The sequence below is a fragment of the Synechococcus sp. PCC 7502 genome, assembly GCF_000317085.1.
GTDB lineage: Bacteria > Cyanobacteriota > Cyanobacteriia > Pseudanabaenales > Pseudanabaenaceae > PCC-7502.
In genome coordinates this window covers 1,845,806-1,871,684 of sequence record NC_019702.1, presented here as the reverse complement: position 1 = coordinate 1,871,684, position 25,879 = coordinate 1,845,806, and the positions used below count along the sequence as shown (strand labels likewise).

General features: G+C 41.5%; 23 protein-coding genes, 2 tRNA genes and 3 rRNA genes. 13 read left to right on the top strand and 15 right to left on the bottom strand.

The window, feature by feature from the left end:
- The first annotated feature begins 157 nt into the window (after positions 1–157).
- Positions 158–1,036, top strand: a complete 879-nt coding sequence (locus SYN7502_RS09165; protein ID WP_015168554.1) for a prohibitin family protein — start codon at positions 158–160, stop codon at positions 1,034–1,036.
- Between the two features lie 97 nt (positions 1,037–1,133).
- On the opposite strand, the gene SYN7502_RS09160 is transcribed toward SYN7502_RS09165, so the two are convergent.
- Entirely contained in the window at positions 1,134–1,517 is a 384-nt protein-coding gene (locus SYN7502_RS09160; RefSeq protein WP_015168553.1) for a hypothetical protein, read from the bottom strand.
- A 21-nt stretch (positions 1,518–1,538) separates the two neighbouring features.
- Positions 1,539–2,519 (bottom strand): GTP 3',8-cyclase MoaA, encoded by a 981-nt coding sequence (gene moaA, locus SYN7502_RS09155; RefSeq protein WP_015168552.1) that lies wholly within the window; start codon positions 2,517–2,519, stop codon positions 1,539–1,541.
- Between the two features lie 281 nt (positions 2,520–2,800).
- Between moaA and SYN7502_RS09150 the strand changes: the two genes are divergently transcribed.
- The 3 genes from SYN7502_RS09150 (at position 2,801) to SYN7502_RS09140 (ending at position 7,236) form a co-directional block, all read left to right on the top strand.
- Positions 2,801–5,056, top strand: coding sequence for a RelA/SpoT family protein (locus SYN7502_RS09150; protein ID WP_371257828.1), 2,256 nt, complete (start codon positions 2,801–2,803; stop codon positions 5,054–5,056).
- A gap of 159 nt (positions 5,057–5,215) precedes the next feature.
- Positions 5,216–6,799: a Ppx/GppA phosphatase family protein gene (locus tag SYN7502_RS09145; RefSeq protein WP_015168550.1), complete on the top strand. Its 1,584-nt coding sequence runs from the start codon at positions 5,216–5,218 to the stop codon at positions 6,797–6,799.
- Positions 6,800–6,804: 5 nt separating this feature from the next.
- The gene (locus SYN7502_RS09140; RefSeq protein WP_015168549.1) at positions 6,805–7,236 is read left to right on the top strand and encodes an EamA family transporter; all 432 of its coding nucleotides are present in this window, start codon (positions 6,805–6,807) and stop codon (positions 7,234–7,236) included.
- 54 nt (positions 7,237–7,290) lie between these two features.
- Here SYN7502_RS09140 and SYN7502_RS09135 read toward each other — a convergent pair whose 3' ends face one another.
- The 7 genes from SYN7502_RS09135 to SYN7502_RS09105 form a co-directional block, all read right to left on the bottom strand.
- Positions 7,291–8,403, bottom strand: coding sequence for an ABC exporter membrane fusion protein (locus SYN7502_RS09135; protein ID WP_015168548.1), 1,113 nt, complete (start codon positions 8,401–8,403; stop codon positions 7,291–7,293).
- Between the two features lie 194 nt (positions 8,404–8,597).
- A complete protein-coding gene (locus SYN7502_RS09130) occupies positions 8,598–9,104 on the bottom strand; it encodes a hypothetical protein (protein WP_015168547.1) in 507 nt (168 codons plus the stop codon).
- Positions 9,105–9,135: 31 nt separating this feature from the next.
- On the bottom strand, positions 9,136–9,573 hold the full coding sequence (locus tag SYN7502_RS09125; RefSeq protein ID WP_015168546.1) for a hypothetical protein: 438 nt from the start codon (positions 9,571–9,573) through the stop codon (positions 9,136–9,138).
- A 13-nt stretch (positions 9,574–9,586) separates the two neighbouring features.
- Positions 9,587–9,973 (bottom strand): phage holin family protein, encoded by a 387-nt coding sequence (locus SYN7502_RS09120; protein ID WP_015168545.1) that lies wholly within the window; start codon positions 9,971–9,973, stop codon positions 9,587–9,589.
- Between the two features lie 33 nt (positions 9,974–10,006).
- The gene (locus SYN7502_RS18605) at positions 10,007–10,177 is read right to left on the bottom strand and encodes a YqaE/Pmp3 family membrane protein (protein WP_015168544.1); all 171 of its coding nucleotides are present in this window, start codon (positions 10,175–10,177) and stop codon (positions 10,007–10,009) included.
- A gap of 90 nt (positions 10,178–10,267) precedes the next feature.
- Complete coding sequence (locus SYN7502_RS09110) at positions 10,268–11,032, bottom strand: hypothetical protein (protein WP_015168543.1); 765 nt, start codon at positions 11,030–11,032, stop codon at positions 10,268–10,270.
- A 237-nt stretch (positions 11,033–11,269) separates the two neighbouring features.
- Positions 11,270–11,971, bottom strand: a complete 702-nt coding sequence (locus SYN7502_RS09105) for a DUF1345 domain-containing protein (RefSeq protein ID WP_015168542.1) — start codon at positions 11,969–11,971, stop codon at positions 11,270–11,272.
- Between the two features lie 73 nt (positions 11,972–12,044).
- Between SYN7502_RS09105 and SYN7502_RS09100 the strand changes: the two genes are divergently transcribed.
- A complete protein-coding gene (locus SYN7502_RS09100) occupies positions 12,045–13,421 on the top strand; it encodes an MFS transporter (protein WP_015168541.1) in 1,377 nt (458 codons plus the stop codon).
- A gap of 3 nt (positions 13,422–13,424) precedes the next feature.
- Here SYN7502_RS09100 and SYN7502_RS09095 read toward each other — a convergent pair whose 3' ends face one another.
- The 5 genes from SYN7502_RS09095 to SYN7502_RS09075 all read right to left on the bottom strand — a co-directional run bounded on the left by SYN7502_RS09095 (position 13,425) and on the right by SYN7502_RS09075 (position 18,050).
- Complete coding sequence (locus tag SYN7502_RS09095) at positions 13,425–15,248, bottom strand: N-acetylmuramoyl-L-alanine amidase (protein WP_246828899.1); 1,824 nt, start codon at positions 15,246–15,248, stop codon at positions 13,425–13,427.
- A 34-nt stretch (positions 15,249–15,282) separates the two neighbouring features.
- On the bottom strand, positions 15,283–15,588 hold the full coding sequence (locus SYN7502_RS09090; RefSeq protein WP_015168539.1) for an NIL domain-containing protein: 306 nt from the start codon (positions 15,586–15,588) through the stop codon (positions 15,283–15,285).
- A 24-nt stretch (positions 15,589–15,612) separates the two neighbouring features.
- On the bottom strand, positions 15,613–15,795 hold the full coding sequence (gene tatA, locus SYN7502_RS09085; protein WP_015168538.1) for a twin-arginine translocase TatA/TatE family subunit: 183 nt from the start codon (positions 15,793–15,795) through the stop codon (positions 15,613–15,615).
- Positions 15,796–15,904: 109 nt separating this feature from the next.
- On the bottom strand, positions 15,905–16,477 hold the full coding sequence (gene hpf, locus SYN7502_RS09080; RefSeq protein ID WP_015168537.1) for a ribosome hibernation-promoting factor, HPF/YfiA family: 573 nt from the start codon (positions 16,475–16,477) through the stop codon (positions 15,905–15,907).
- Positions 16,478–16,901: 424 nt separating this feature from the next.
- Positions 16,902–18,050: an NAD-dependent epimerase/dehydratase family protein gene (locus SYN7502_RS09075; protein ID WP_015168536.1), complete on the bottom strand. Its 1,149-nt coding sequence runs from the start codon at positions 18,048–18,050 to the stop codon at positions 16,902–16,904.
- Between the two features lie 154 nt (positions 18,051–18,204).
- On the opposite strand from SYN7502_RS09075, the gene bioF reads away from it, so the two are divergent.
- From bioF to rrf, 8 genes are all read left to right on the top strand, one after another.
- Positions 18,205–19,347, top strand: a complete 1,143-nt coding sequence (bioF, locus tag SYN7502_RS09070; RefSeq protein WP_246828996.1) for an 8-amino-7-oxononanoate synthase — start codon at positions 18,205–18,207, stop codon at positions 19,345–19,347.
- Positions 19,348–19,376: 29 nt separating this feature from the next.
- The gene (locus SYN7502_RS09065) at positions 19,377–19,613 is read left to right on the top strand and encodes a hypothetical protein (protein WP_015168534.1); all 237 of its coding nucleotides are present in this window, start codon (positions 19,377–19,379) and stop codon (positions 19,611–19,613) included.
- On the top strand, positions 19,610–19,912 hold the full coding sequence (locus SYN7502_RS09060; protein ID WP_015168533.1) for a DUF3181 family protein: 303 nt from the start codon (positions 19,610–19,612) through the stop codon (positions 19,910–19,912). The genes SYN7502_RS09065 and SYN7502_RS09060 overlap by 4 nt, the downstream gene beginning before the upstream one ends.
- Positions 19,913–20,119: 207 nt before the next feature.
- A 16S ribosomal RNA gene (locus tag SYN7502_RS09055) occupies positions 20,120–21,603 on the top strand.
- A 120-nt stretch (positions 21,604–21,723) separates the two neighbouring features.
- A tRNA-Ile gene (locus SYN7502_RS09050) sits at positions 21,724–21,797 on the top strand.
- A gap of 32 nt (positions 21,798–21,829) precedes the next feature.
- A tRNA-Ala gene (locus SYN7502_RS09045) sits at positions 21,830–21,902 on the top strand.
- 203 nt (positions 21,903–22,105) lie between these two features.
- A 23S ribosomal RNA gene (locus SYN7502_RS09040) occupies positions 22,106–24,924 on the top strand.
- Positions 24,925–25,010: 86 nt separating this feature from the next.
- Positions 25,011–25,127, top strand: a 5S ribosomal RNA gene (gene rrf / locus SYN7502_RS09035).
- The 16S, 23S and 5S rRNA genes sit together here with 2 tRNA genes alongside, the layout of an rRNA operon.
- Before the next feature lie 65 nt (positions 25,128–25,192).
- On the opposite strand, the gene SYN7502_RS09030 is transcribed toward rrf, so the two are convergent.
- Positions 25,193–25,849 carry an L-threonylcarbamoyladenylate synthase gene (locus SYN7502_RS09030; RefSeq protein WP_015168532.1) on the bottom strand — a complete coding sequence of 219 codons (657 nt, stop codon included), beginning with the start codon at positions 25,847–25,849 and terminating at the stop codon, positions 25,193–25,195.
- Between the last annotated feature and the right edge of the window lie 30 nt (positions 25,850–25,879).

The following is a 25,879-nucleotide window of genomic DNA, read 5'->3' as shown; positions in this document are numbered from 1 at the left end:
CTAAACAGCGGGGAAAATACAGTCATAACATATCTATACAAATGCTGTATTGTGAAAATGACCTTAAGACTTGGTTCTAATTTCGATAGTTATCACCAAGTTCCTAGTAATCAGTATCGTCTTTATAATCTAATTTAAGTGTAGGTTCCCTCCTATAATGGAGCATGTAGAAAATAAAGGCAAAAACGTGTTTCAAGGTAAGCAATCAGAGGGAATTCAAACGGCGATCGCTGCCATAGTTTTAACCCTATTAGCAATTATCAGTCTTAATTCTTTTATCATTATTAACCCCGGGGAAGCAGGTGTAATCAGTGTTTTAGGTTCTGCTCAAGACGGAGCTTTACTCGAAGGAATTCACTTAAAACCACCGGGTATTTCTAAGGTAGATATTTATGACTTGACCGTGCAGAAGTTTGAAGTTCCTGCTCAAAGTTCAACGAAGGATTTACAAGGTTTAACTGCCAGCTTTGCCATTAACTTTCGCCTTGATCCAAGCAAAGTTGTGGAAATTCGCCGTAAGCAAGGTACTCTCCAAAATATTGTGTCTAAAATTATTGCACCGCAGACCCAAGAGTCATTCAAAATTGCCGCCGCCCGCAGAACTGTTGAAGAAGCAATTACCCGCCGTTCAGAGTTGAAAACTGATTTTGATGCAGCCTTAAGCGAACGCCTCGATAAATACGGGATCGTAATTTTGGATACTAGCGTAGTTGATTTAAATTTTTCCCCCGAATTTGCTAAAGCGGTAGAAGAAAAACAAATTGCTGAACAACGGGCGCAACGGGCTGTTTATATTGCTCAAGAAGCATCCCAAGAAGCAGAAGCAGATGTTAACCGTGCTAAGGGTAGGGCTGAGGCACAAAGATTATTAGCAGAAACTTTGAAGGCTCAGGGTGGAGAGTTGGTATTACAAAAAGAAGCGATCGAAGCTTGGCGATCAGGTGGTGCACAAATGCCTAAGGTTTTAGTAATCGGTGGTGATAATAAGAGTAGTGTTCCCTTTCTGTTTAGCTTGAATGATGATCCCAAGTTCTAATTTCTTAAGTTAAATTAAACAAAATTTATAAAATTTGAGGGTTTAGGATAGTTAATTCTAAGCTCTTTTATTTTTTAGTTTTGGTTTTTAGTAAATATCAAGATAAAGTCCCTTGCCATTTGTAACCGCCTTTTCTAGGTAATTCTTCCTCAAAATCACAGGCAGCCACAGCCAAATAACCTTTAAGCCATACAGTCTCTAAAAGTTTACCAATGCTATCCTTATATAACACCGAAGCTACACTCTCTATGGGTTCTATATCAAGGTAATAAGAGTAGTAGAGAAATCCATCCAGAGAATCATGACGTTTGAGGTGATCAAAATCTTTATTCTTCATTACATCAATTATGAAATTAGAAGTTTCAATACTCCAAAGATCAATACTACCTTTTAGCAAATCAGCAAGAATCAGAATTAGCTGATCTTTAGTCAAGTCACAATCAATATAAATTTTGCAATAAAGTTCTTCATCTCCATTCATAATTCGTAAGTTGATTTTTAGTTATCCTCCAATTTGGGACATAGTGCGGTGATAGGTTTTGTCTGCGTTGCCGCGATCGCGGTCTTTGAAATTAATTTCTGACTTCAAATTTAAAAGCTCTTTTATCTGTAGTCGTAAGTGCAAAAAATCTGCTCCAGAGCGTAGTGCAGTTTTAAGATCGATTTGTCCCGATTCATTTAATAAGCAAGGACGCAGCCACCCATCTGCCGATAGACGTACCCGATTACAGCGATCGCAAAAGCATTCTGACATTTGACTAATAAATCCTAGGGTGCCTTTAGCATTGGGAATTTTATATACATCTGCTGGTCCATTACCTAAGCAATTACTGGACTCTAACCCAAAGCGATCGCCAATTTGTTGACGCAGAGATACTGAATCAATCCAACCTTTATACTCAAATAATTCTGTATTACCAATGGGCATAAATTCAATAAATCGAATGTGCCAAGCCCGATCTATACTCAAGGCTGCTAAATCTAAAATTTCTTGATCGTTAACACCTGGAATTACAACTACATTAAGTTTCAAAGGATTAAAGCCCAGATTGTAAGCGGTCAAAATTCCATCCCAAACTTTTTGCCAATGATTGCGTCCTGTAATTTGTCTGAAGATATTGGCATCCAAGGAATCTAGGCTGATATTAATACGCCTTAACCCTGCATCATAAAGCGATCGCCCCAAATCTGCGAGTAAATAGCCATTAGTTGTGAGGGATAAATCTTGGGTTTGAGGATGGGCAGCAATCTGCTCTACTATACTTACTAATCCTTTTCTTAAAAGTGGCTCACCACCAGTCAGGCGAAATTTATTAAATCCTAAAGGTCTAAATACTTGATCAATCAGAGCAATTAACTCGTCATTACTCAAGATTTCCTGTGATTGGATATAGTCTAATTCGGCATCTTCGGGCATACAATACCGACACCGAAAATTACAGCGATCGATCAGGCTAATTCGTAAGTAATCAATTACATTCACAGATAATTCACAAACACTTATAAGTTTTTGAGGTCTAGTTGTACTATAACCCTACCTACCTAAGAAATTATGAGTTTAGGCATGGAAAATCATGAATCCATAGTTTGATGGACAGAGTTATTAAAGTTAAATAATTCTGAAATTAAATTAAGAGAATGTAGTGCCTAACCTTAGTTATTTAATGAGTAATCTAATGAAAATAGCGTGTAAACTTCCATAACTAAAAGTTTAAGTTAGGATTATGGAAGAGTATAAAAATTGTCGTGGCTTAACCTAAAATGATAACTGCGATCGCCGATCTGGATAATAATAGCAATGTCAGCGATGTCAACCCCGAGAGCAATCAGGATTGGCTACCTGTATGGTTGCAAGACTGTTGGAAGCAGATACAAACAGGTGAAGAGGAATCTGAGGATATAGTTTGTCAAGCCTTTAAACTAGCGTATAAGTTGCACCAAGGACAGACTAGGGCATCGGGTGAGCCGTATATTCTCCATCCCATTCAGGTGGCAAACCTACTACGAGATTTAGGTGGCGGCAGTGCCATGATTGCGGCTGGGTTTCTCCATGATGTGGTCGAAGACACCTCTGTAACATTAGCAGAAATAGAGGCACAGTTTGGGGCTGAAGTACGTCAACTGGTAGAAGGGGTAACAAAGTTATCCAAAATTAACTTTAATAGTAAAACCGAACGCCAAGCCGAAAATTTCCGGCGGATGTTTCTGTATATGGCAGAAGACATCAGGGTAATTGTGGTGAAATTAGCCGATCGCCTACACAATATGCGTACCCTAGAGCATTTAGCTCCCCATAAGCAAGTTTTAATTGCCCGTGAAACTAGAGATATTTTTGCTCCCCTTGCCAATCGTTTAGGAATTGGACAATTTAAGTGGGAACTGGAAGATTTGGCATTTAAGTACCTCGAAGCTGAGCAATATCGAGAAATGAAGGCTTTGGTGGCAGAAACCCGTAGTGATCGCGAAGCCAGAATTACCGAGGCTGTGGAAATTTTAAGATCGCGTATTCAGAAAATTGGGATTACAGGTTTTGAAGTTACGGGCAGACCTAAGCATCTATACGGTATTTATGAAAAAATGCATCGGCAGCAAAAACCCTACGGGGAAATCTATGATATTGCCGCTGTGCGGGTAATTGTTAATAATACTGATGAATGCTATCGAATTTTAGCGATCGCCCATGATTGTTTTCGCCCAGTACCGGGTAGATTTAAAGACTATATTGCTTTACCCAAACCTAATGGCTACCAGTCTTTACACACAGCCGTAATTAGTCCAGATGGTCAGCCCCTCGAAGTCCAAATTCGCACCTGGGAAATGCACCATGTGGCTGAGTATGGCATTGCTGCCCATTGGAAATATAAGGAATCTAATTCCAACCCTAACAGTAATGGCGGTCTTAATAATAATGATAGTGAGAAATTTAATTGGCTGCGACAGATGGTCGAGTCGCAAAAAGACATTAAAGATGACCAAGAATATATAGAGTCACTGAAGCAGGATTTATTTAATGATGAAATTTTTGTATTTACCCCTAAAGGGGATGTGCATTGTCTGCCCCGTGGCTCTACACCTGTAGATTTTGCCTATCGGATTCACACTGAAGTTGGTAATCATTGTGCTGGGGCTTTAGTGAATCAGCGGATGGTGAGCTTAGATCGCAAGCTCCAAAATGGCGATACTGTTACTATTCTCAGACAAAATAATGCTCACCCCAGCCTGGATTGGATTAATTTTGTTGCCACTAGCACCGCCAAAAATCGCATTCGTCTATGGTACAAGCGATCGCATCGAGAAGAAAATATTACACGGGGGCGTGAACTGCTAGAAAAAGAATTAGGTAAAACTGGTTTAGACACATTACTAAAGTCTGAGCAGATGTTCAAGGTTGTAGAGCGATGTAATTACCACAGTACCGATGACCTATTAGCGGCTTTGGGCTATGGTGAGATTTCCGTAAATATCGTCACCAATAAGCTGCGGGAGCAATCACCTAATCCACCTAGTATTAAGCTGCCTAGCCAACCCCTATCCCCAGCATCTAAATCCCCAATTTTAGGGGTCGAGGGTATGGTTTATCATATTGCTGGTTGCTGTCATCCCTTACCCGGTGAGCCAATTATTGGAGTTGTGACCCTCGGTGGTAATCGCAGTATTTCCATTCATAGACAGGACTGTAGCAATTTTATTAACCTGCAAAGCGATCGCTTGATTCCCGTGCGTTGGAACCAGACTGATAAATGCGATCGACCTGTTACCTATCCTGTGGATATTCAAGTGGAAGCGATCGACCGTGTGGGAGTACTTAAGGATATTCTATCTCGCCTTGCCGACCATAAAATTAATGTGCGTGATGCTTCGGTCAAGACTGCCCCCGGTAAAACAGCATTTATAACTATGACCATTGATATTAGCGATCGCGGTCAGTTTGAAAAAATTTGTAGTCAGGTGAACAAAATGGCAGATATTGTCTCGGTACGGCGGTTGAATAAAGCGGTAGCTACTGAGGCAAAGCCTTAGGTTTTAGCAATAATTTAGCAATAAATATGCAGCGACACCGAAGTTCTGTAAGAATAGAAAAGTAAATTACCTCATGCCTCAGTTTGTAAATTTAGATTATATATTTGAGCTTGTAAATTAGCCTCTAAATTTCTAGAGGTCTTCCTAAGAAACCAAAACATGACTGATGTAGCAAACGAGCGCATTATCACCGCCATTGATGTTGGCACTAACTCCATCCACATGGTGGTAGTACGCATAGAGACAACTTTACCCAGCTTTAATGTCATTGCCACCGAAAAAGCCACAGTTCGGCTGGGAGAGCGTTGTGCCAAAACAGGAATGCTCACTAAAGAGGCAATGGAGCGATCGCTATTAGCCTTAGCTCGATGTCTGGAAATCAGTCGTAGTTTTAATGCTGAGGCAATTATTAGTGTTGCCACTAGTGCCGTGCGCGAGGCTCCCAACGGACAGGAATTTATTGACACTATCGAAGAGAAACTGGGGTTAACCGTAGATTTAATTTCGGGACAGGAAGAGGCACGGCGGATTTATTTGGGAGTCCTATCTGCCCTTGAGCTAAATAATCAACCCCATGTAATTATTGACATTGGCGGCGGTTCCACAGAGCTAATTTTAGGGAATGGTCATGATCCCGATTATCTCAGCAGTACTAAAGTCGGGGCTGTGCGCCTAAGTGATTTATATATTACTACTGACCCCATTAGCGATCGCGAGTTTGAGAAATTACAAATTTATATTCGGGGAATGCTGGAACGCCCTACCGATGAACTTAAGCTTAATCTTGGTAATGAGCCAGTCCGCCTAATTGGTACCTCTGGGAGCATTGAGGCAGTGGCAATGATCCATGCTAAGCAAACCCTAGGCACTATTCCCGAACCACTACAGGGCTATGAAATCTCGATCGCCGATGTGGAAAATGTGGTTTTACAACTGCGACAAATGACCTTGGCACAACGCACTGCTCTGGCTAAAGAAAAACGAGGAGAAATTATCCTAGCTGGGGCAATGATTCTATGGGAAGCAATGCGATTACTCAATGCTGGCAAATTAACTATATGCCAGCGATCACTAAGGGAAGGTTTAATTGTCAACTGGATGATTGAGCATGGTTTAATTGCTGATCGTCTGCAATATCAAGGGTCTATTCGCGATCGCAGCGTGATTAAGCTGGCACAAAAATATAACGTTGATTTAGACTATGGTAAACAGGTTGCCCGTCTAGCTCTCAGTTTATTTGATCAAACCCAAGGAATTTTACATAAATGGGGAGAACAGGAACGGGATTTATTAAAAACCGCAGCAATTCTGCACAATTCAGGTTGCTATATCAGCCATTCCTCCCATCATAAACACTCTTACTACCTCATTCGTAATGGGGAACTTTTAGGTTATACCGAAGCACAGATTGAAGCGATCGCTAATTTGGCAAGATACCATCGGCGCAGCGAACCCAAGAAAAAACATGAAACCTATCGGAAGCTCACCAATAAACGCTATCGTCAATTTGTAGATGAGATTAACCCACTTTTACGTTTAGCAGTGGCACTTGATCGCCGTCAAATTGGGGCTGTTAAAGGTGTCAAAGTCAAGATAGATAGCAAGGCTAAACAGTTTCACCTAGGAATTATTCCCGTAGAACCCAACGATCCCTGTACCCTAGAACTATGGAGCCTTGATTTTAAAAAAGAGGCACTAGAGGCTAAATATCAACTGACCCTAGTATCCCATTTGCTAAGCTAATTAGTATGAACTCATCTACTGACTGGTTCTTTTGGGCGGTACTTTCATCCATCTTTGCTGCACTGACAGCTATTTTTGCCAAGATTGGCATCCAAGACGTAGATTCAGACTTAGCGACGCTGATCAGAACGATCATTATCGTATTTATTTTGGCAGGCTTTGTTATCTATACAGGAAAGTGGAGCAATCCCTTTGTGCTTTCAGGTAAAACTTGGTTGTTCTTAGCACTATCGGCGATCGCTACAGGAGTTTCTTGGGTCTGCTATTTTCGAGCGTTACAAATTGGCGATGCTTCCAAAGTGGCACCTGTAGATAAATTTAGCCTTGTGCTAGTGGCAATTTTTGCAGCTGGATTCCTAGGGGAAAGACCATCTCCAACGGACTGGATCGGCATTGGTCTTGTCGCAGTTGGCGTAATTGTCTTAGCAATTAAATAGCAAAGCCCCCAGATAAGTTTGCCATGTTAATATTTTTAAAGTTAACTATTAAAACTAACTATCAATTCTGACTTTAACTTGCAGGTTTGTTAGTCCCGAAACCTTAGAGCTATCATCAAGGCGAATTTTGACTTCTACTATGCGGACATCAGTTTTGGCAGCAGGATCAGTACCTAAAACATCATTTTTAGCAATTTTTAAGCCAATTCGATCAACCTTACCCGAAATTTCACCATTAAAAACTTCGCTGGTAATTTGCGCTTTCTGTCCAACTTTGACCTTCCCGATGTCAGTCTCATAAATTTCGGCAACAGCATACATTTGTTTGGTATTACCAATTTCGATTACGCCGTTAGTACCAACAGTTTCACCGGGCTTAGCATAAACCTTTAGTACCTGTCCAGTGATCGGTGCTTTAACTTGAGATAAGTCCACATCAATTTCGGCTCTTTTAACATCGGCGATCGCAGCGTCTAATTGAGCTTGAGCAATACTAACATCGGTGGGACGGACTTCTTTAATGCTTTTAAGTAAACCTTCAGCTTGGGTTAACTCCTCTTTTGCCTGTGCCAGTTGCTCCCGTAAGCTTTTTACCTTGATCACATAGCTATCACGGGTAAATTCCGATGTGGCTCCCGCTTTTAATAGCTCTTCATACCTTTGGGCATCCCGAATGGCACTATCTAGTTCTTGCTTTAACCTTAATACATTTGCATTTTTAGCCATATAGTTAGCTTTTTGTGCCTCAATATCCCCGATTTTTGCTCCAGCTTTAACCTGTTCTAAGTTGCTTTGGCGTTGGGGAATTATAGCTTTTACCTGCTCTAAACTAGCGATCGCCCGATCATAGCTATCTAGTTTGGCAATCACTTGCCCTTTCTGTACTGTATCGCCTTCCTTAACCAATAAATCTACAATTCTAGAAGTTCCTAATGCCGAAGGAGATGCAACCTTAATTACTTCATCCTCTGGTTCTAAGCGTCCTAGAGCACTAATTTGGGGTTCTGGCTTTGGAGCAGCGATCGGTTGAGCAGTGGTCTCAACAGGTTGCCCGTTGCTTACATGGGTAATGGCATAAATTGCCGTAAATCCCAAGCCCCCAAGACCTATACAAATTGCAGCTATCAGCCATTTATTTTTGCTCAGATTTTTAGACGGAGTATCCATGCAGAGTTTTTATGCCATTATTTACCTAATCATCTTAATCTAAACAAATTCAGCTTAACAAAATCAGTAAAATTTGTAGCTAAAATCGCTGCTTGAGTCAGAATAGTGACAAATTCAAATAATGCCTATAGTAACAGGGGGTAAGGGGTTTCACCCCATTTAATTAACTGTATTCTTAGTAGGAAGGGAGTAGCTTATTTATGAAGCCATTTAGAAGCGATCGCACCTATAGCTGCACCGACCAGAGGATTACTAAGAAACTTTACTAAGGCAGGCTGATCTGCTAGAACCTCATGAAAAATATCAGGATAAGAGTGATAGGCAAAACCCGCTAGTTTGGCAACATCATCAGGTTTCATCCGATTAGGATCACGACTAGATAAACCTAATTGTCTCTCTAATTCACGATCGCTCAAACCTCGTTTTTTCAGATGGCTAAAAAATTCTCTAGCAACATCATCTCTCTGGTTTGGTTGAATCTTGGCGATCGCTTTTTGGAGTTCTGGTTCCATTTCTGCGGAGGAAATGCGATCAGGCTGAAACAGATTACTAAATATATTACGGCGTTCTTCATGGGTTGAACGTTGGGCAAAATCATCAAATTTATCAAAATTCTCAGACTCATCGGGGAGAATTTCTTTGTTCCCTCCCGCCAAATCTTTCATGATCTGACGCTTGTATTCATCACTTGTACTTGTCATAGCTCTTATGTTTATTAAGTTGTTTATTAAGTTAAGATGCCTGCTGATAGTCGATTTGTCTGGATTGATTATCATAGCGTGCTGTTAGAATTAACTTCTTATCAGGGGCATAGATTAAAACAGTCAAGTCTTGATTCGGAAAATTATGACGAAAACCTTGGGCTAGGGATTGAATTAAGTTTTTAACATCAGTGGGTAGAACTTGAGAAGAGATGACGACTCCCAATTTATTGCCATCACGGACATAAGCATCTTTAATCAAGCCTTTACTAGTTGTAATTACCCAATTCCCAAAATCTTGACCAGCCGTAGAATTGCCCTTGGATAGTTGTCCGTATTCTGACTTTTGACTAATTTTTACAGGATTAGGATTCTGAGTATTAGTTATGCCACAGGCAGTTGTGAAAGTTAAACTTAAGATTAAAGCCAACATTAATATGGTCTTAGAAACAGAGTGTACAGTCTTCATATTCGTTTTCTGGTTAAGCTTTATCTACTGCCTTATTGCTTTCTATCTGCCCAATTCCTCTTTCCGCAAAGTACTTATTCAGAAAAGTACTACTAAAAGATAGAACTATGGGAGCCAAAATTAGTGCCACTAGTCCGCCTACAGTAAAGCCAGGCACAAAAACTGAAGCCAACCAAAATAGGATTCCATTCACAACAAAGGAAAATGCGCCTAGAGTCAAGAAATTTAGTGGTAGAGATAAAAGTTGCAGAATCGGTCTGATAAAAGCATTCACTAAGCCAATGGCGATCGCTGCCACAATTGCGGCGGGAAAGTTAGCAATATCAACTCCCGGTACCACTATATCCACTACGAGCAGTCCTAGAGCAGTCGCCAATATAGTTACAAAGTATCCCAACATATTTTTTTCCTGTAATAATTTAGTTTTTACGCTTTAAATATTTGCTTCCTGTTCTTGATGCTTAGTAATTGCCCACACAGCGTGAATACTCCCGGGAATCCAACCTAATAGAGTTAAGGCAATATTTATGAGCAGAGTTGAACTAAAGCCGTAGGTTAGAAATACACCAAGGGGTGGGAGCAGAATTCCGAGAATTAATTTCATATTTTTTGTTTGTTAATTAGATGGATACGGAGATGGTATGGAGTCTAAACCTAGGACTAATCTTGTTTTCAGCTTGAAATCTGGTTGAAATCAATACTTAGAACCAAAGCCCTTATTTCCCCATATTTTTTGAACTTTCTCTTTTATTTCCTTTTCTTTACGGGCAACTATCGCCCCAAAATCACCCAAATTACTTTCGATTTCTGAGTTCTTTTCTTGTAAAGGAGTATTCTCAATTGCTTCCGCTTCACTCACTTTTTGACTATACCAAGCCTTAGCATGTTGCCATTGCTGTTTAACTTCACTATAGCGATCGCCATAATGAGCTTCTAACTTTTGATCTAAGTTTGTTAGTTGAGATTGTAGATTAAAGTACTGTTCTTGAAATGTTTGAGATTCTTGACGGTCTTGAACAGTTTTAACAGCCATACTAATCGCTTCTGAATTAATGTCAGAGGAATCAGGTGAAATGGCTTTAATATCTAGTAAGACTTCACTAATTTCTAGATCTAAATTTTGCTGTCTTTGATCCAGTAAGGTTTGAAGTTCTGCTAACTTTGCCCGTTGTTGAGCAAGTTCCTGTTGGCGGGCAGAAGTGCTTCCTGCGATCGCTCCTTGAATAGAAGCAGTAATTATTTCTGTATTTTCCTGCTTACTTCCTTTTAAGTCAGTAATTACAGTAAAAATCGCATCTTTGATAATTGTGCGAATTTCATCTGCGCCTTCCTTTAGTTCCACAACTGTTTGTGAAACCGCATCTTTAACAATTTCTTGAATGTTTTCAGTTCTAATCTTGCCTTTCTTTTTAGCTTTGTCAAGATTGCTAGAAATCTTCTCTTTAACTGGGTTAGACATAGTTAATATTTCCATACTGATTAGAGAGTTTAAAACTTAGGAGAAGTTCTTTTTCTCTGAATACTTCTTGCTGATATTGACACTAATATTTTTTAGAAAACAGAATGTCATCAGCTTTTCAAACTTGTTCTAATCTGACAGATAGGCGTGTGAAATAATGTATATCTATAATTTGCAAATTGTTTTAATTGCTTGAATTGCATGAGAATGTCGTAATTCTTGATTAAATCTTGATGGTTATTGAATTAAACCAGCAATGATATTAATGCTCATGGCAACAATCGCAGTGTTAAAAAAGAAGGAAAGAATACCGTGGAGTAATGATAAACGCCGCAAGGATCGCGAGGTAATCTGGACATCTGAAACTTGACTAGTCATCCCAATTACAAAAGAGAAATATAAAAAGTCCCAATAGTCTGGTTCAATATCCTCAGGAAAGTCTAATCCTCCCGCTTTACAATCACTCTGGGTTTGGTGATCTTGATAATATTCATGGGCATAGTGCATGGCAAAAATCGTGTGTACAAGTAGCCATGATCCAATAATTGTCACTACTGCTAGAACTATATGAAAAATTACGATACTAATATCTTTACCTTTTGCTTCTCTCAAAATAAAAGCGATCGCTAATATGCTGGCACAGGCAGCTGCAGTGACTAAGCTTAAAATTACTAAGCGTCCCTCATCTTGACTTTGAGCATTACGGCGCATTGTTTTTGGTTGTGCTTGGATCATTAGCGCCCAAGTTGAGACTAAGAAACTAATCATCCCAGCATTCCATACACAGAGAATCTTTGTAGATAAACTAAACCAAACTGGAAGTAGAAACGATACTATTAAAGAAAATAGGGTAGATAAGATTAAGCGAGAGCGAACTCTCCATCGGTGTGAAAGTTTATCTTTAACTTTAATTCTTATATTTTTTTGAGGTAAGGTCATGATCAATACTTTACCGAGGGTTAGGACATAGTAGTCGAGAAAAGTGCTTTCTCCGTATCATTGTAGGTTTATTTTGATCATCGAAATATCTTCTCAAGAAGAGTTAATCCCTATTCCAAGAATATCCGTTCGGACTAGTCTCATAGCTTCAACCGTAGATGGTGGCTTATCGACAGTTTTTAGTAATGTCACTGGCGGGGTTTTACTCAGCAGCTTTTTACTGAACCTGGGGGCAAATCCCTTTGAAATTGGGATGGTTGCTTCTTTACCGATGGTTGCTAATCTCTTACAACCCCTTGGGGCATTATTATCTAATCGCTTTAGTAGTCGCCACGACTATGGGATTTTGATATTTTTACCATCAAGATTACTGTGGTTGGTTTTATTAATCGCCATTATTTTAAGAGGGGCAAATACTGATTCTTCTACACAAATGGTGTATTTAGCCTTAACTTTGGTCATAGTTTCCAATATATTAGCAGCATTAGGTAGTGCTTCTTGGATGAGTTGGCTGGCAGCATTAGTTCCACCAAAATTACGGGGTCGCTATTACAGTGTTCGCAATATTATCAGTAATTTGGCAGGGTTACTTTGTGTACCGATCGCTAGTTTTATAATTTCTAATTGGCAAGATGGGGCGATCTCAGGTTATGGCATTGTTCTAAGCATCAGTATTTTAGCGGGTTTAGCCAGTTTATTCTGTCAGCAATTCATGATCGATATTAATCCTCAAAAATATCAATCTGTGCTTCTAGTCGAATCGATTCCAGTTGCAGTAACTATGGAGGAACCTAAAAATTGCTCAGGAAATCATCTAGCAAATCATTTGGAAAATCTATTTAAAAGTTTATTTGAGAATCTGATTGCTCCGTTTCAAGATCGTAATCTGATTATTTTTCTGGTCTATTTTGCTCTTTGGGGCTTTGCAGTTAACCTCAGTACACCCTTTTTTAATCTTTATATGCTGGATAATCTCAATGTTGATATTACTTGGGTGAGTCTGTTTAGCAGTCTATCAAGTGGAGCCAATATGCTAATGCTTTTGGTCTGGGGAAGATTAAGCGATCGCATGGGTAATCGACCTTTATTAATATTTGCAGGGTTAGCAATCTCTATTACACCGCTATTTTGGTTATTTACAGGTATTGAACAAGTACAATCTCAATTATGGATTTATCTATTGATATTTCATCTGTTTTTAGGAGGAACTTGGGCAGCAATTGATCTAGGAATTAACAATATTCAGATTGGGATCGCTCCGATTCAACATCATGCCACTTTTTTTGCGATCGCCGCCGCCGTAGCGGGTATAGGTAGTGCCTTAGGAACAACCGTAGGTGGAATTTTAGCCCAATCCGCTCATTATGAAGGTATTTTTGGCATCTTTTTTATCTCCACAGTTCTGCGGTTAGTTGCGCTTATTCCTTTAGTATGTGTTCATGAGCATTGATAATTACTTTGACTCTCCTGTAACCACCCACTGAGCGATCGCATCTGATAAACTTTTAGCCAGTTTCTTCTGCTCTACGGGATTAATAATCCACTCAAGTTCCTCAGGATTAATCATAAAACCTAATTCCAACAGTACTGATGGTGCCACTGTGGGACGAGCCAATGCCAAGTTATTCCAGAATACTCCATAGGAAGGGCGATTCAAATCTTTAACTAAATAATTATGGATAAACATAGCTAGACTATGACTTTGGGCATGGTACCAAAACGTGCCAATACCTTTAGTATTCTCGGCATCCCCCTGATCGGGAAGAGCATTGTAATGCAGACTAATAGCGATCACAGGCTCTTGTTTTTCGATCATTTCTGCCCTTGTCTGGGGATAAATATCATCATCACCCCTACGGGTTAAAGTTACTTTTGCACCTTTTTTTAGTAATTCCTGCTCTAATAGCTTACCCACAATTAAAGTTACATCTTTTTCAGGGTAGCCATTACCGCCTCTGGCTCCAAGGTCTTCTTTACTACCGTGTCCAGGATCAAGGAGAATTTTGAGGTTTTGTAGTGATCTCTTATCAGTAGAATTAATAAATTTATTCCCCTGTCGATTAAGTTGTGAATTAACTGACGAATTTAGTTGCGAATTAATTTGGGGTGGATGCCTAAGAGATAAAATTAAACTCGTACCTTCATATCTAACCTTATATCCCCACTGCTGAGTAGATTTAAGCCTAATTGTATATTCGACTTTATTAGGTTCTCTTTGCTGCCAATCTATACGCTCAACCACTGGATCATCATTAACTAGGTTCGTATCAGTTTGGGCAGTAACATTATGTAGGGTTAAAATGAAATTGCGATCACCCTGAGTAATCGTAATTGGTACAGGTATCTGTAAAGGAATGATTAACTCTGTCCATCCTGTGACTTTGCGAGTGTTAAAGCTCCGCACTAAGGAATTGGGAACAGCACTAGCATTAGTAATTTGCACCGACTTTGTATCAATCCAACCGCCATAGCTCAAACGTACCCAGTCACCTTTTCTTGCAGTTATGCGATCTACCGTACCTTTGGGTAAAGGAGTTAGTCGAGAAAAGTCAGATCCCGCCCCACTACGAGCTACCCCCGATTCTACAATCACTTTTGCCAATTCGATTTTTTGGGGAGACAGAATAGTTATATTCCCACCACTTTTTTGCGAAATTATTCGATCGCCTAAAGTCGCTATAAATTCTGGTTTACCTAAATTCCCTGATTCTGGAAATTGTGTGCAACCTCGGAAGGAACCATTGGCACTGGGATAAGGCAGATTAGTATTGGTAAGAATTGCGGAGTTAGGCGGTAGCTGCAATTGCTCATTTTTCGCCAAGGGAATCACAAAGTCTGATAACTTTACTTGGATGTTTGCTTGGGGAGTAGCGATCGCCTCAAAACAGATGTCCTCATTGGGTAGCCTTGATATATTGACATTAGGCATAAGCGATGTAGGCAGAAACCCTAAATCTTTGGGCAGCTCAATGAAATCTGGTAACCGACTAACCCTGAGATCGAGACTTTGATTTTTATACCTGAGCTTAAAAGTATTTAGTCCTAACTGTAAAGGGAAACTGGGGGCAAAATTCCCCGATCGCGAACGTTTAATCGGCATCCCATTAACCCGCACATCTCCATCTGGGGCAGCAGTACCAATTAGAAATATGTGATCACTTTGAGTTTGATGATTAGGGGAGGGATAAGCAACGTAGAGTTTTTTGGGATTATTCTGGGAAATACTAGGCGATATAACCAGACAAAAAGGCACCACCACTAATAAAACTAAAACCAAGTTTTTAAGCAGCCTTTTGATTCTAGGTATAATCTTACCAAGTATCATCATCGGAAGCACTCTTATCCCAAATTTCTAGATCTAGCTCTTCAAGATATACTAATGCGCTTTGAATTTGATGACTCGTGCCTTCTAGTTCTAAATTAAACCAACCATCTTCTTTAGCATTTTCCCCTAAAATTGCCGCAACGATATTCACGGTCAGACCATGATCGGACACTAAGCGGGAAATAATTGGCTCCTTGTGATAATTTTGGGGTACACGCATTGTAATTCGGGCTGTGGTTAACCTGTCATTGTCCCCAGCATCTGGTAATAGATTCTCATTCGAGTTGTTCATCTTATGACCTCATTCACCAAAAGTTTAGTTATTATTGTCAGTCTTAGATGGCTGCCCAGGCAAATCAGGTTCTTCTTTTAGCCCCTGTTTAAATCCTCGAATTGTTTGACCTATAGACTTACCAAGCTCTGGAATTCGTTTAGCACCAAATATAGCTACCCCTACCACAGAGATAATAATCATTTCAGGTAAGCCTAGACCAAACATACTTATTTTCTAATACAAATTTAGATACCAAGACATAACAAGGTTAACCGATCACAACACTATTTCACAATGGCATTCTAATTTAGTTTAGTTTTTACTTTAGTGATTTTTAGCCCTTAACTCCGTGGGGCTGAATGACTCCATACCCCCCATGATTACGTTCATAGACAACGTTAATTTCATCAGTTGCCACATTGCGAAATACAAAGAAATCATGATCAACCATTTCTAAACGCTCTACAGCTTCCTCCACAGTCATTGGCAGCATGGCGAAATATTTATTACGAATAACTTGAGCAGGCAACTCAGGTACACGATTTTGATCTGGTAGTGGGATCGGAGGCTGCTCTGTAACTGCTAAAGCGGTTTTAGGGGCAACTTTGGCGGTTTTGCGTTCCTTAAATTTGCGTAACTTGCGGGCGATTTTATCAGCTACCAAATCAATACTGGCATACAAGCTTTCACTTCTTTCTTCCGCTCGAATCACTGCTCCGTTGGCGTAAATAGTGACCTCAGCCGATTGACTAGAAATAATTCGGGGATTACGCGCCACAGAAAGATTCACATCTACAGCCGTCGTAATAGATTTGAAATGATTAACTGCCCTCTCGATTTTTTGATCGACATACTCACGGATTGCGTCAGTAATTTCAATATTTTTACCCTGAATTATGATTTTCATAGGGGTACCTCGCCTGTTTCAGTACATATTTAAATTTATATTTACAAGTATTAGTTAGCGATCGCTTAATTAATTATTAAGTTAATTTCAATGCCTAGAACTTTAAATGTAACTAATAGGGCTAACTAATTCTTAAACTTAAGATAACATTTTGATAGTTTAAATTAACTAATTAGCAGTCTATTCTTAATATTTATACAGATTAGGCATAAATTAACTAGTATCAGGATTAGTACTCTTTCAGGGGCGTGTTGTCAATCGATCAATAGATTTTTCTGAACCATACTACAAACCATAATAAAAAAAGTTAGGAAAGACAATTTCTGTGATTTGTTACGATGATTTATTAAAATAAATTGCCAATTTTTCCTGAGCCTATCATGATCGCAAATATCGAATTAAGCACTAAAAAATAACTAATGTACTAGCGCCAAGAAACTTTAGGTAATATTTGTTCGCGGTCAATGCGATCGCTATATTTAATCGCAAAGTTTAGTAAAGAATCTAGCAAAGCATCAGAAAGGAAATGCGGCTTAAGCCCTAAATCCAAAAGGTTGGTATTTTTGGCATTAAAGTAATGTTCTTCTTTCTCCACCCGAGGGTTATTAATATGGTTGATTTCTATATTCATCCCCAAAGATGTCCCCGCTTTCTGCACCATTAGTGCCAAATCTCCCACGGAAAATAGTTCTGTAAATTGGTTAAACACCCTAAATTCTCCTACTTTTGCGGGAGTAGCGATCGCCAACTCAATACATCGCACGGTATCACGAATATCAAGGAAACCCCTAGTTTGCCCACCAGCACCATAGACAGTCAAGGGATGATTAATGGCAGCTTGGATACAAAAACGATTCAAGGCTGTACCAAATACCCCATCATAATCTAAACGATTGATTAAAACCTCATCAATGCCTGTTTCCTCGGTCAAAACCCCATAGACAACACCCTGATTTAAATCCGTGGCTCTTAATCCCCAAATCCGACAGGCAAAGTGAATATTTAAAGAGTCCTGACATTTGCTGACATGGTAAAAACTACCTGGTTGTTTAGGATAGGGTAGAGTATCTTTGCGCCCATTATGTTCAATCGTAATATACCCCTCTTCAATATCAATATTAGGGGTACCGTATTCGCCCATAGTGCCAAGCTTGACCAGATGGCAATCAGGGAAATCAGATTTAATCGCATAGAGAATATTTAAGGTGCCAACCACATTATTAACCTGAGTCAATACAGCATGCTCTCGGTCAATCATGGAATAGGGTGCCGATCTCTGCTCCCCAAAGTGAACTAATGCTTCAGGTTCAAACTGACGAAATGCTTTAGACAGAAAATCGTAATTAGTAATATCGCCGATAAACAAGTCTATCTTTTTACCTGAGATCGCTTGCCAGTGACCAATCCGCTTTTGAATAGATGCGATCGGAGTTAGGGTATCTACACCAAGCTCTTGATCCCAATGCCGTCTAATTAGGTTATCAACAATACCAACTTCATAACCGAGTTTAGACAAATGCAATGCTGTTGCCCAACCACAATAACCATCGCCGCCAATCACCAGAACTTTCATGCAAATTTACGCGCTTACTTAACTTTAGTTTATGTTTCTAACTCTATGGCAAAACCAAAAGGTAACACCTAAAATTTAGATTATCAGTTATGGGGGCGAATTTCCCAGATTAAATCCAGATTAAGTTAACACACCAAGTTATTCACCTTTTCATATCCGTGCCATGACTAGTTCCTATGACTGGATCGATGCAGCGATCGCCACCATTAAAAAAGCAAATTGGTATAGATCACCTCAAACTCCCCAGCCGTCAATGCTCATGTTTGCTAGTAATAATTACTTAGGATTAGCCCAAGATCAAAGACTAATTGATGCAGCGATCGCCGCCACCCAGAAATATGGTGCAGGTGCCACGGGATCACGACTAGTATCAGGACATCTGGAAATTCACGATCAACTCGAACAAGCCATAGCAAAACTTAAAGGTACTGAATCATCCCTAGTCTTTAGCTCAGGTTATTTAGCAAACCTTGGAACCATTTCTGCACTTGTGGGAGCCAGAGATTTAATTCTTGCCGATGCCTATAATCATTCTTGTCTTAAACAGGGGGCAATTCTTAGTGGTGCCAAGGTAATTGAATATATCCATAGAAATCATGAAAACCTCTGCCAGCAGCTTAAAGAAAACCGTAGTCATCACCGCCGTTGTCTTATTATCACCGATACAGTTTTTAGTATGGATGGAGATATTTGTCCCCTAAAAAATATTGTGGACTTAGCTCAAGAGTTTGAATGTATGGTTCTAGTGGATGAAGCTCATGCTACTGGTGTATTTGGCGATCATGGCGGTGGCGTAGTTAGTGCTTTAGGGGTAACGTACCCCATAATTCAAGTTGGAACTTTAAGTAAAGCCTTGGGAAGTCTTGGCGGTTATGTAGCAGGTTCAGCTAAATTCATTGATTACCTGAAAAACCGTGCCAGCACTTGGATTTATACAACTGGTTTATCCCCCGGAGATACTGCTGCTGCCCTTAAAGCCGTAGAGATTGTGCAAACAGAACCGCAACTTCGTCAAAATCTTTGGGCAAACGTCAAATTGTTGAAAACAGCCCTCACTGAAACTGAGATCAGCATTTTACCAACTACGTCTCAGATACTAGCAATAACAGTCGGCGATACTAAAAAAAACCTAGCGATCTCTCAATACCTAAATACCCAAAATATTTTTGCTCCTGCGATCCGTCCCCCCACGGTTCCCACCCCCCGCATTCGTCTAACTTTAATGGCAACTCATACTTCAACAGAGATTCAAACCCTAGTAAGCAAACTCAAAACGGCAATTCATCAGCTAGACTAACTTTGTAGCCCAAAAGCATCATTAAAATTATGCCGCCAAAACTATCTCGTCCCCCCGACCCCAATGATCCCGAATATCAGCAACTGGAAAGACGAATTAACTTCGCTCTACATGTAGGTATATTTACTGCCAGTAATTCCTGTATATGGTTCATTCGAGCTATTACCTATGCTGACTGGGAATGGACACCTTGGTTAACAAGTCTATGGATAATGCTTTTAATCGGACACGCAGGTTGGCTAATTACTAAAGAAAGAAAATCATGAATAACTCTAAAGCGATCGAACAACTTGCAGCAACAATTGCTGAAGAAATATATCTGGACATTTCCAATTGGCACCTCTACCTAAATGATGCCCATCTCCATATCCCTTTAGCTGAAAACTTCTATAGGCTGGTGACTGACTCACATCAAATCACGCCCGCAGAAATCACTAAGATCTTGACCGATGCCAAAGTAAAAATCGGGGCAGGCAAACAAGAAATTTCCCTTATAGATTTCATTCCCAACCAAGTTCAGACAAGGCTAGGGATAATCTTAGATGACTTTATCAAAAAACTTTAAAAACAATTAGCCAAAGAGTTGACAAAGCCGATTAGCTTTGTTATATTCAATAAGCGCAAAACGGTTAAGAAAAGCCGAAACGCCTGAACCATAGACAACTCAATAGTTTGAAAGCCAAGCAAGAAAACTTCGTCAAAGAAAATTTGAAGAAATTCAAGCAAAAAAGCGTTTAAGAAACGCAAAAAACGAGCAACTCAACTCAACAACATCATGGAGAGTTTGATCCTGGCTCAGGATGAACGCTGGCGGTATGCTTAACACATGCAAGTCGAACGGAGTAGCAATACTTAGTGGCGGACGGGTGAGTAACGCGTAAGAATCTGCCTATAGGACGGGGATAACGGCTAGAAATGGTCGCTAAAACCCGATGTGCCGAGAGGTGAAATATTTATAGCCTGTAGATGAGCTTGCGTCTGATTAGCTAGTTGGAGTGGTAACGGCACACCAAGGCGACAATCAGTAACTGGTCTGAGAGGATGACCAGTCACACTGGGACTGAGACACGGCCCAGACTCCTACGGGAGGCAGCAGTGGGGAATTTTCCGCAATGGGCGAAAGCCTGACGGAGCAATACCGCGTGAGGGATGAAGGTTCGTGGATTGTAAACCTCTTTTTTCAGGGAAGATAATGACGGTACCTGAAGAATAAGCATCGGCTAACTCCGTGCCAGCAGCCGCGGTAAGACGGAGGATGCAAGCGTTATCCGGAATTATTGGGCGTAAAGCGTACGCAGGTGGCACATCAAGTCTGTTGTTAAAGCGCGGAGCTCAACTCCGTAAAAGCGATAGAAACTGGTGAGCTAGAGTATGGTAGGGGCAGGAGGAATTCCCAGTGTAGCGGTGAAATGCGTAGATATTGGGAAGAACACCAGCGGCGAAAGCGTCCTGCCAAGCCAAAACTGACACTCATGTACGAAAGCTAGGGGAGCGAATGGGATTAGATACCCCAGTAGTCCTAGCCGTAAACGATGGGTACTAGGTGTTGGGAGTATCGACCCTCTCAGTGCCGTAGCTAACGCGTTAAGTACCCCGCCTGGGGAGTACGGTCGCAAGATTGAAACTCAAAGGAATTGACGGGGGCCCGCACAAGCGGTGGAGTATGTGGTTTAATTCGATGCAACGCGAAGAACCTTACCAAGACTTGACATCCTATGAATCCTGCTGAAAGGTGGGAGTGCCTTCGGGAGCATAGAGACAGGTGGTGCATGGCTGTCGTCAGCTCGTGTCGTGAGATGTTGGGTTAAGTCCCGCAACGAGCGCAACCCTCATTTTTAGTTGCCATCATTCAGTTGGGCACTCTAGAGAGACCGCCGGTGACAAACCGGAGGAAGGTGGGGATGACGTCAAGTCAGCATGCCCCTTACGTCTTGGGCTACACACGTACTACAATGGCTGGGACAAAGAGTCGCAAGTATGCGAATACAAGCTAATCTCGTAAACCCAGTCTTAGTTCAGATCGTAGGCTGCAACTCGCCTACGTGAAGGCGGAATCGCTAGTAATCGCAGATCAGAATGCTGCGGTGAATACGTTCCCGGGCCTTGTACACACCGCCCGTCACACCATGGAAGTTGGTCACGCCCGAAGTCGTTATTCTAACCGCAAGGAAGAAGGCGCCTAAGGCAGGGCTGATGACTGGGGTGAAGTCGTAACAAGGTAGCCGTACCGGAAGGTGCGGCTGGATCACCTCCTTTTAGGGAGACCTACTTCTACTAGACCGAAACAATACAGTAATAAGTCAGTAGTAAGCAATCCCAAGGTCGGTCGAAGTCAACAGCAAAGCTTTCAAACTATGTCTAGTTCAACTAACAAGAGGGCTATTAGCTCAGCTGGTTAGAGCGCACGGCTGATAACCGTGAGGTCCCTGGTTCGAGTCCAGGATGGCCCACTAAAGAAGTGATAGACATAAAACTTCTTAAAGGGGGTATGGCTCAGTTGGTAGAGCGCCTGCTTTGCACGCAGGATGTCAGCGGTTCGAGTCCGCTTACCTCCACTGAAACATAGGCAATAGTAAAATGTACAGCAACTAATCTTGTGAAAACAAGACAGACTGCTGGAAAATTCCAGTCAGAACCTTGAAAACTGCATAGTAATAGTCAAAAGTAACTTTTCAAAAAGTTCTTTTCTGGGTAACTAGAAAGAACAAAATGAAAACAAGCAAGTAGATATCAATGTAAAGCGAACAAAGCAAATTGTGGTCAAGCTACAAAGGGCTTACGGTGGATACCTAGGCACAGGAAGGCGATGAAGGACGTGGTTACCGACGATACACTTTGGGGAGCTGGAAACAAGCCTTGAGCCAAAGATTTCCGAATGGGGCAACCCTATATACTGCCCGTTGAATACATAGACGGGAAAGAGCAAACCCAGCGAATTGAAACATCTTAGTAGCTGGAGGAAGAGAAAATAAATAATGATTTCCCTAGTAGCGGCGAGCGAACGGGAAAGAGCCCAAACCAGTTGGCATGACTAACTGGGGTTATAGGACAGCAACATGTATCAACAAAGTTAGACGAATTGTTTGAAAGACAAGTCATAGAGAGTGAAAACCTCGTAGTCAAAAACTAAGTTGAGCTAGCTGTATCCTGAGTAGCACGGTACACGAGAAATTCCGTGTGAATTTGCCGGGACCACCCGGTAAGGCTAAATACTCATCTGTGACCGATAGTGAACCAGTACCGCGAGGGAAAGGTGAAAAGAACCCCGAGAGGGGAGTGAAATAGAACATGAAACCGTAAGCTTACAAGCAATGGGAGGACGATTTAACGTCTGACCGTGTGCCTGTTGAAGAATGAGCCGGCGACTTATAGGCAGTGGCAGGTTAAGGCGGGAATGCTGGAGCCAAAGCGAAAGCGAGTGTGAAAAGCGCGATAGTCACTGTTTATAGACCCGAACCTGGGTGATCTAACCATGGGCAGGATGAAGCTTGGGTAACACCAAGTGGAGGTCCGAACCGACTGATGTTGAAAAATCAGCGGATGACCTGTGGTTAGGGGTGAAATGCCAATCGAACCCAGAGCTAGCTGGTTCTCCCCGAAATATGTTGAGGCATAGCGGTTGTGATTATAGTCTGGGGGTAAAGCACTGACTCGGTGCGGGCGGAGAGATCTGTACCAAATCGAATCAAACTCTGAATACCAGATGCACACACAACCAGTCAGACTGTGGGGGATAAGCTCCATGGTCAAGAGGGAAACAGCCCAGATCACCAGCTAAGGTCCCCAAGACATCGCTAAGTGGATAAGGAGGTAGGAATACAGAGACAACCAGGAGGTTTGCTTAGAAGCAGCCACCCTTAAAAGAGTGCGTAATAGCTCACTGGTCAAGTGTTCCCGCGCCGAAAATGAACGGGACTAAGCGATGCACCGAAGCTGTGAGATTAATTTATTAATCGGTAGGGGAGCGTTCTGTAATAGTGAGAAGCATTAGCGTAAGCAGATGTGGACGAAACAGAAGTGAGAATGTCGGCTTGAGTAGCGCAAACATTGGTAAGAATCCAATGCCCCGAAAACCCAAGGCTTTCTACGCAAGGCTCGTCCACGTAGAGTTAGTCGGGACCTAAGGCGAGGCTGAAAAGCGTAGTCGATGGATACAGGGTTAATATTCCCTGACTGATATGTTGGAGCAAACTAGGGACGCATGATGATAAGCCATACCCTTAATGGATTGGGAAGAGTTTACGAACTCTACATGGTGAAGATAGTGCCAAGAAAAGCTAGGTAGCGATGAAAACATACACCCGTACCCCAAACCGACACAGGTGGGTAGGTAGAGAATACTAAGGGGCGCGAGATAACTCTCTCTAAGGAACTCGGCAAAATTACCCCGTAACTTCGGGAGAAGGGGTGCCCACCTAAGACGTGGGTCGCAGTGAAATGATCCAAGCGACTGTTTACCAAAAACACAGGTCTCTGCTAAGTCGTAAGACGATGTATAGGGGCTGACGCCTGCCCAGTGCCGGAAGGTTAAGGAAGTCGGTCAGCGCAAGTGAAGCTGGCGACCGAAGCCCCGGTGAACGGCGGCCGTAACTATAACGGTCCTAAGGTAGCGAAATTCCTTGTCGGGTAAGTTCCGACCCGCACGAAAGGCGTAACGATTTGGATGCTGTCTCGGAGAGAGACTCGGCGAAATAGGATTGTCTGTGAAGATACGGACTACTTGCACCCGGACAGAAAGACCCTATGAAGCTTTACTATAACTTGGAATTGGGTTCGGGCTTCTCTTGCGCAGGATAGGTGGGAGACTATGATGATGTCCTTGTGGGGATATCGGAGTCAACAGTGAGATACCACTCTGGAGAGGCTAGGATTCTAACCTTTACCCATGAATCTGGGAGAGGAACAGTTTCAGGCGGGTAGTTTGACTGGGGCGGTCGCCTCCTAAATTGTAACGGAGGCGCGCAAAGGTTCCCTCAGGCTGGTCGGAAATCAGCCGCAGAGTGCAAAAGCATAAGGGAGCTTGACTGCAAGACCAACAAGTCGAGCAGGGACGAAAGTCGGCTTTAGTGATCCGACGGCACAGCGTGGAATGGCCGTCGCTCATCGGATAAAAGTTACTCTAGGGATAACAGGCTGATCTCCCCCAAGAGTTCACATCGACGGGGAGGTTTGGCACCTCGATGTCGGCTCATCGCAACCTGGTGCGGAAGTACGTGCCAAGGGTTGGGCTGTTCGCCCATTAAAGCGGTACGTGAGCTGGGTTCAGAACGTCGTGAGACAGTTCGGTCCATATCCGGTGCAAGCGCAAGAGTATTGAGAGGACTCCTCCTTAGTACGAGAGGACCGGGAGGAACGCACCGCTGGTGTACCAGTTATCGTGCCAACGGTAAACGCTGGGTAGCCATGTGCGGAGTGGATAACCGCTGAAAGCATCTAAGTGGGAAGCCCACCTCAAGATGAGTACTCTCATGACATAAGTCAGTAAGGTCACGGGCAGAATACCCGTTAATAGGCTTTAGGTAGAAGTACAGTAATGTATGTAGCCAAGAAGTACTAATAGACCGAGGGCTTGTCCTCAATAATTGTTAGCTAATACATTTAATTTACATGACTATTACTGTGCAGCTTTTAAGGTTTTGGGTAAATTAAGCCTTAGTGATTTGCTTGGTGCTTATGGTGCAGTAGAACCACTCTGATCCATCCCGAACTCAGGTGTGAAATGCTGTTACGGTGAAGATACTTTAGGGGTAGCTCTATGGGAAAATAGCTCGGTGCCAAGCTTAATATTTAACGAAAAGAGGTAGTAAAACATAACTACCTCTTTTCTGTTTTTCCTTTTGTAGACTTAATGGATATTCAAATAATCAGGTAATTTACCTAATCCCTGTCTGATGATTTTAGGTTCAACTTCAGTTAAATCTAAAATAGTTGAAACTTTGTACCTTGGTTCTAGCCCATTATCAACAATCACATCTACTAACTTACTAAAATGATCAAAGAGTTCAATTTGCGAAGGGTTGGAAATATCTAAAGATTCAAATTTATCCATTTCTACCTCAATCAGATTGGCAGATGTAGAAATTACTGGATTTCCCAATGACTCTAATAAAGCTAAACAAATAGGGCTATCAGGTACTCTAATTCCAGTTGTTTTACGCTTTGGATTCATCACCAACTTTGGTACTAGCTTGGTTGCTGGTAAAATAAAAGTATAAGCACCAGGGATTAAACTCCGCATTAATCGATAGGCAACATCATGTACTTGTGCGTACATGGCAATATTTGATAACGAAGGGCATAAAAATGTTAAAGGTTTATCATTAGAAATTTTTTTAAGCTCCCTAACCCTCTTTACCGCCGATTTAGAGTTAAGATCGCACCCGATCGCATATACAGTATCAGTCGGATAAAGCATAACCGCCCCAGATCGTAATTCCGATACAATTTGATTAACTGTGCGAGTTTGTGGTGTTTCGGGATTGAGGTTATATATTTCCGCCATGGATTGGAAAGGGATGACAATAATATTCTA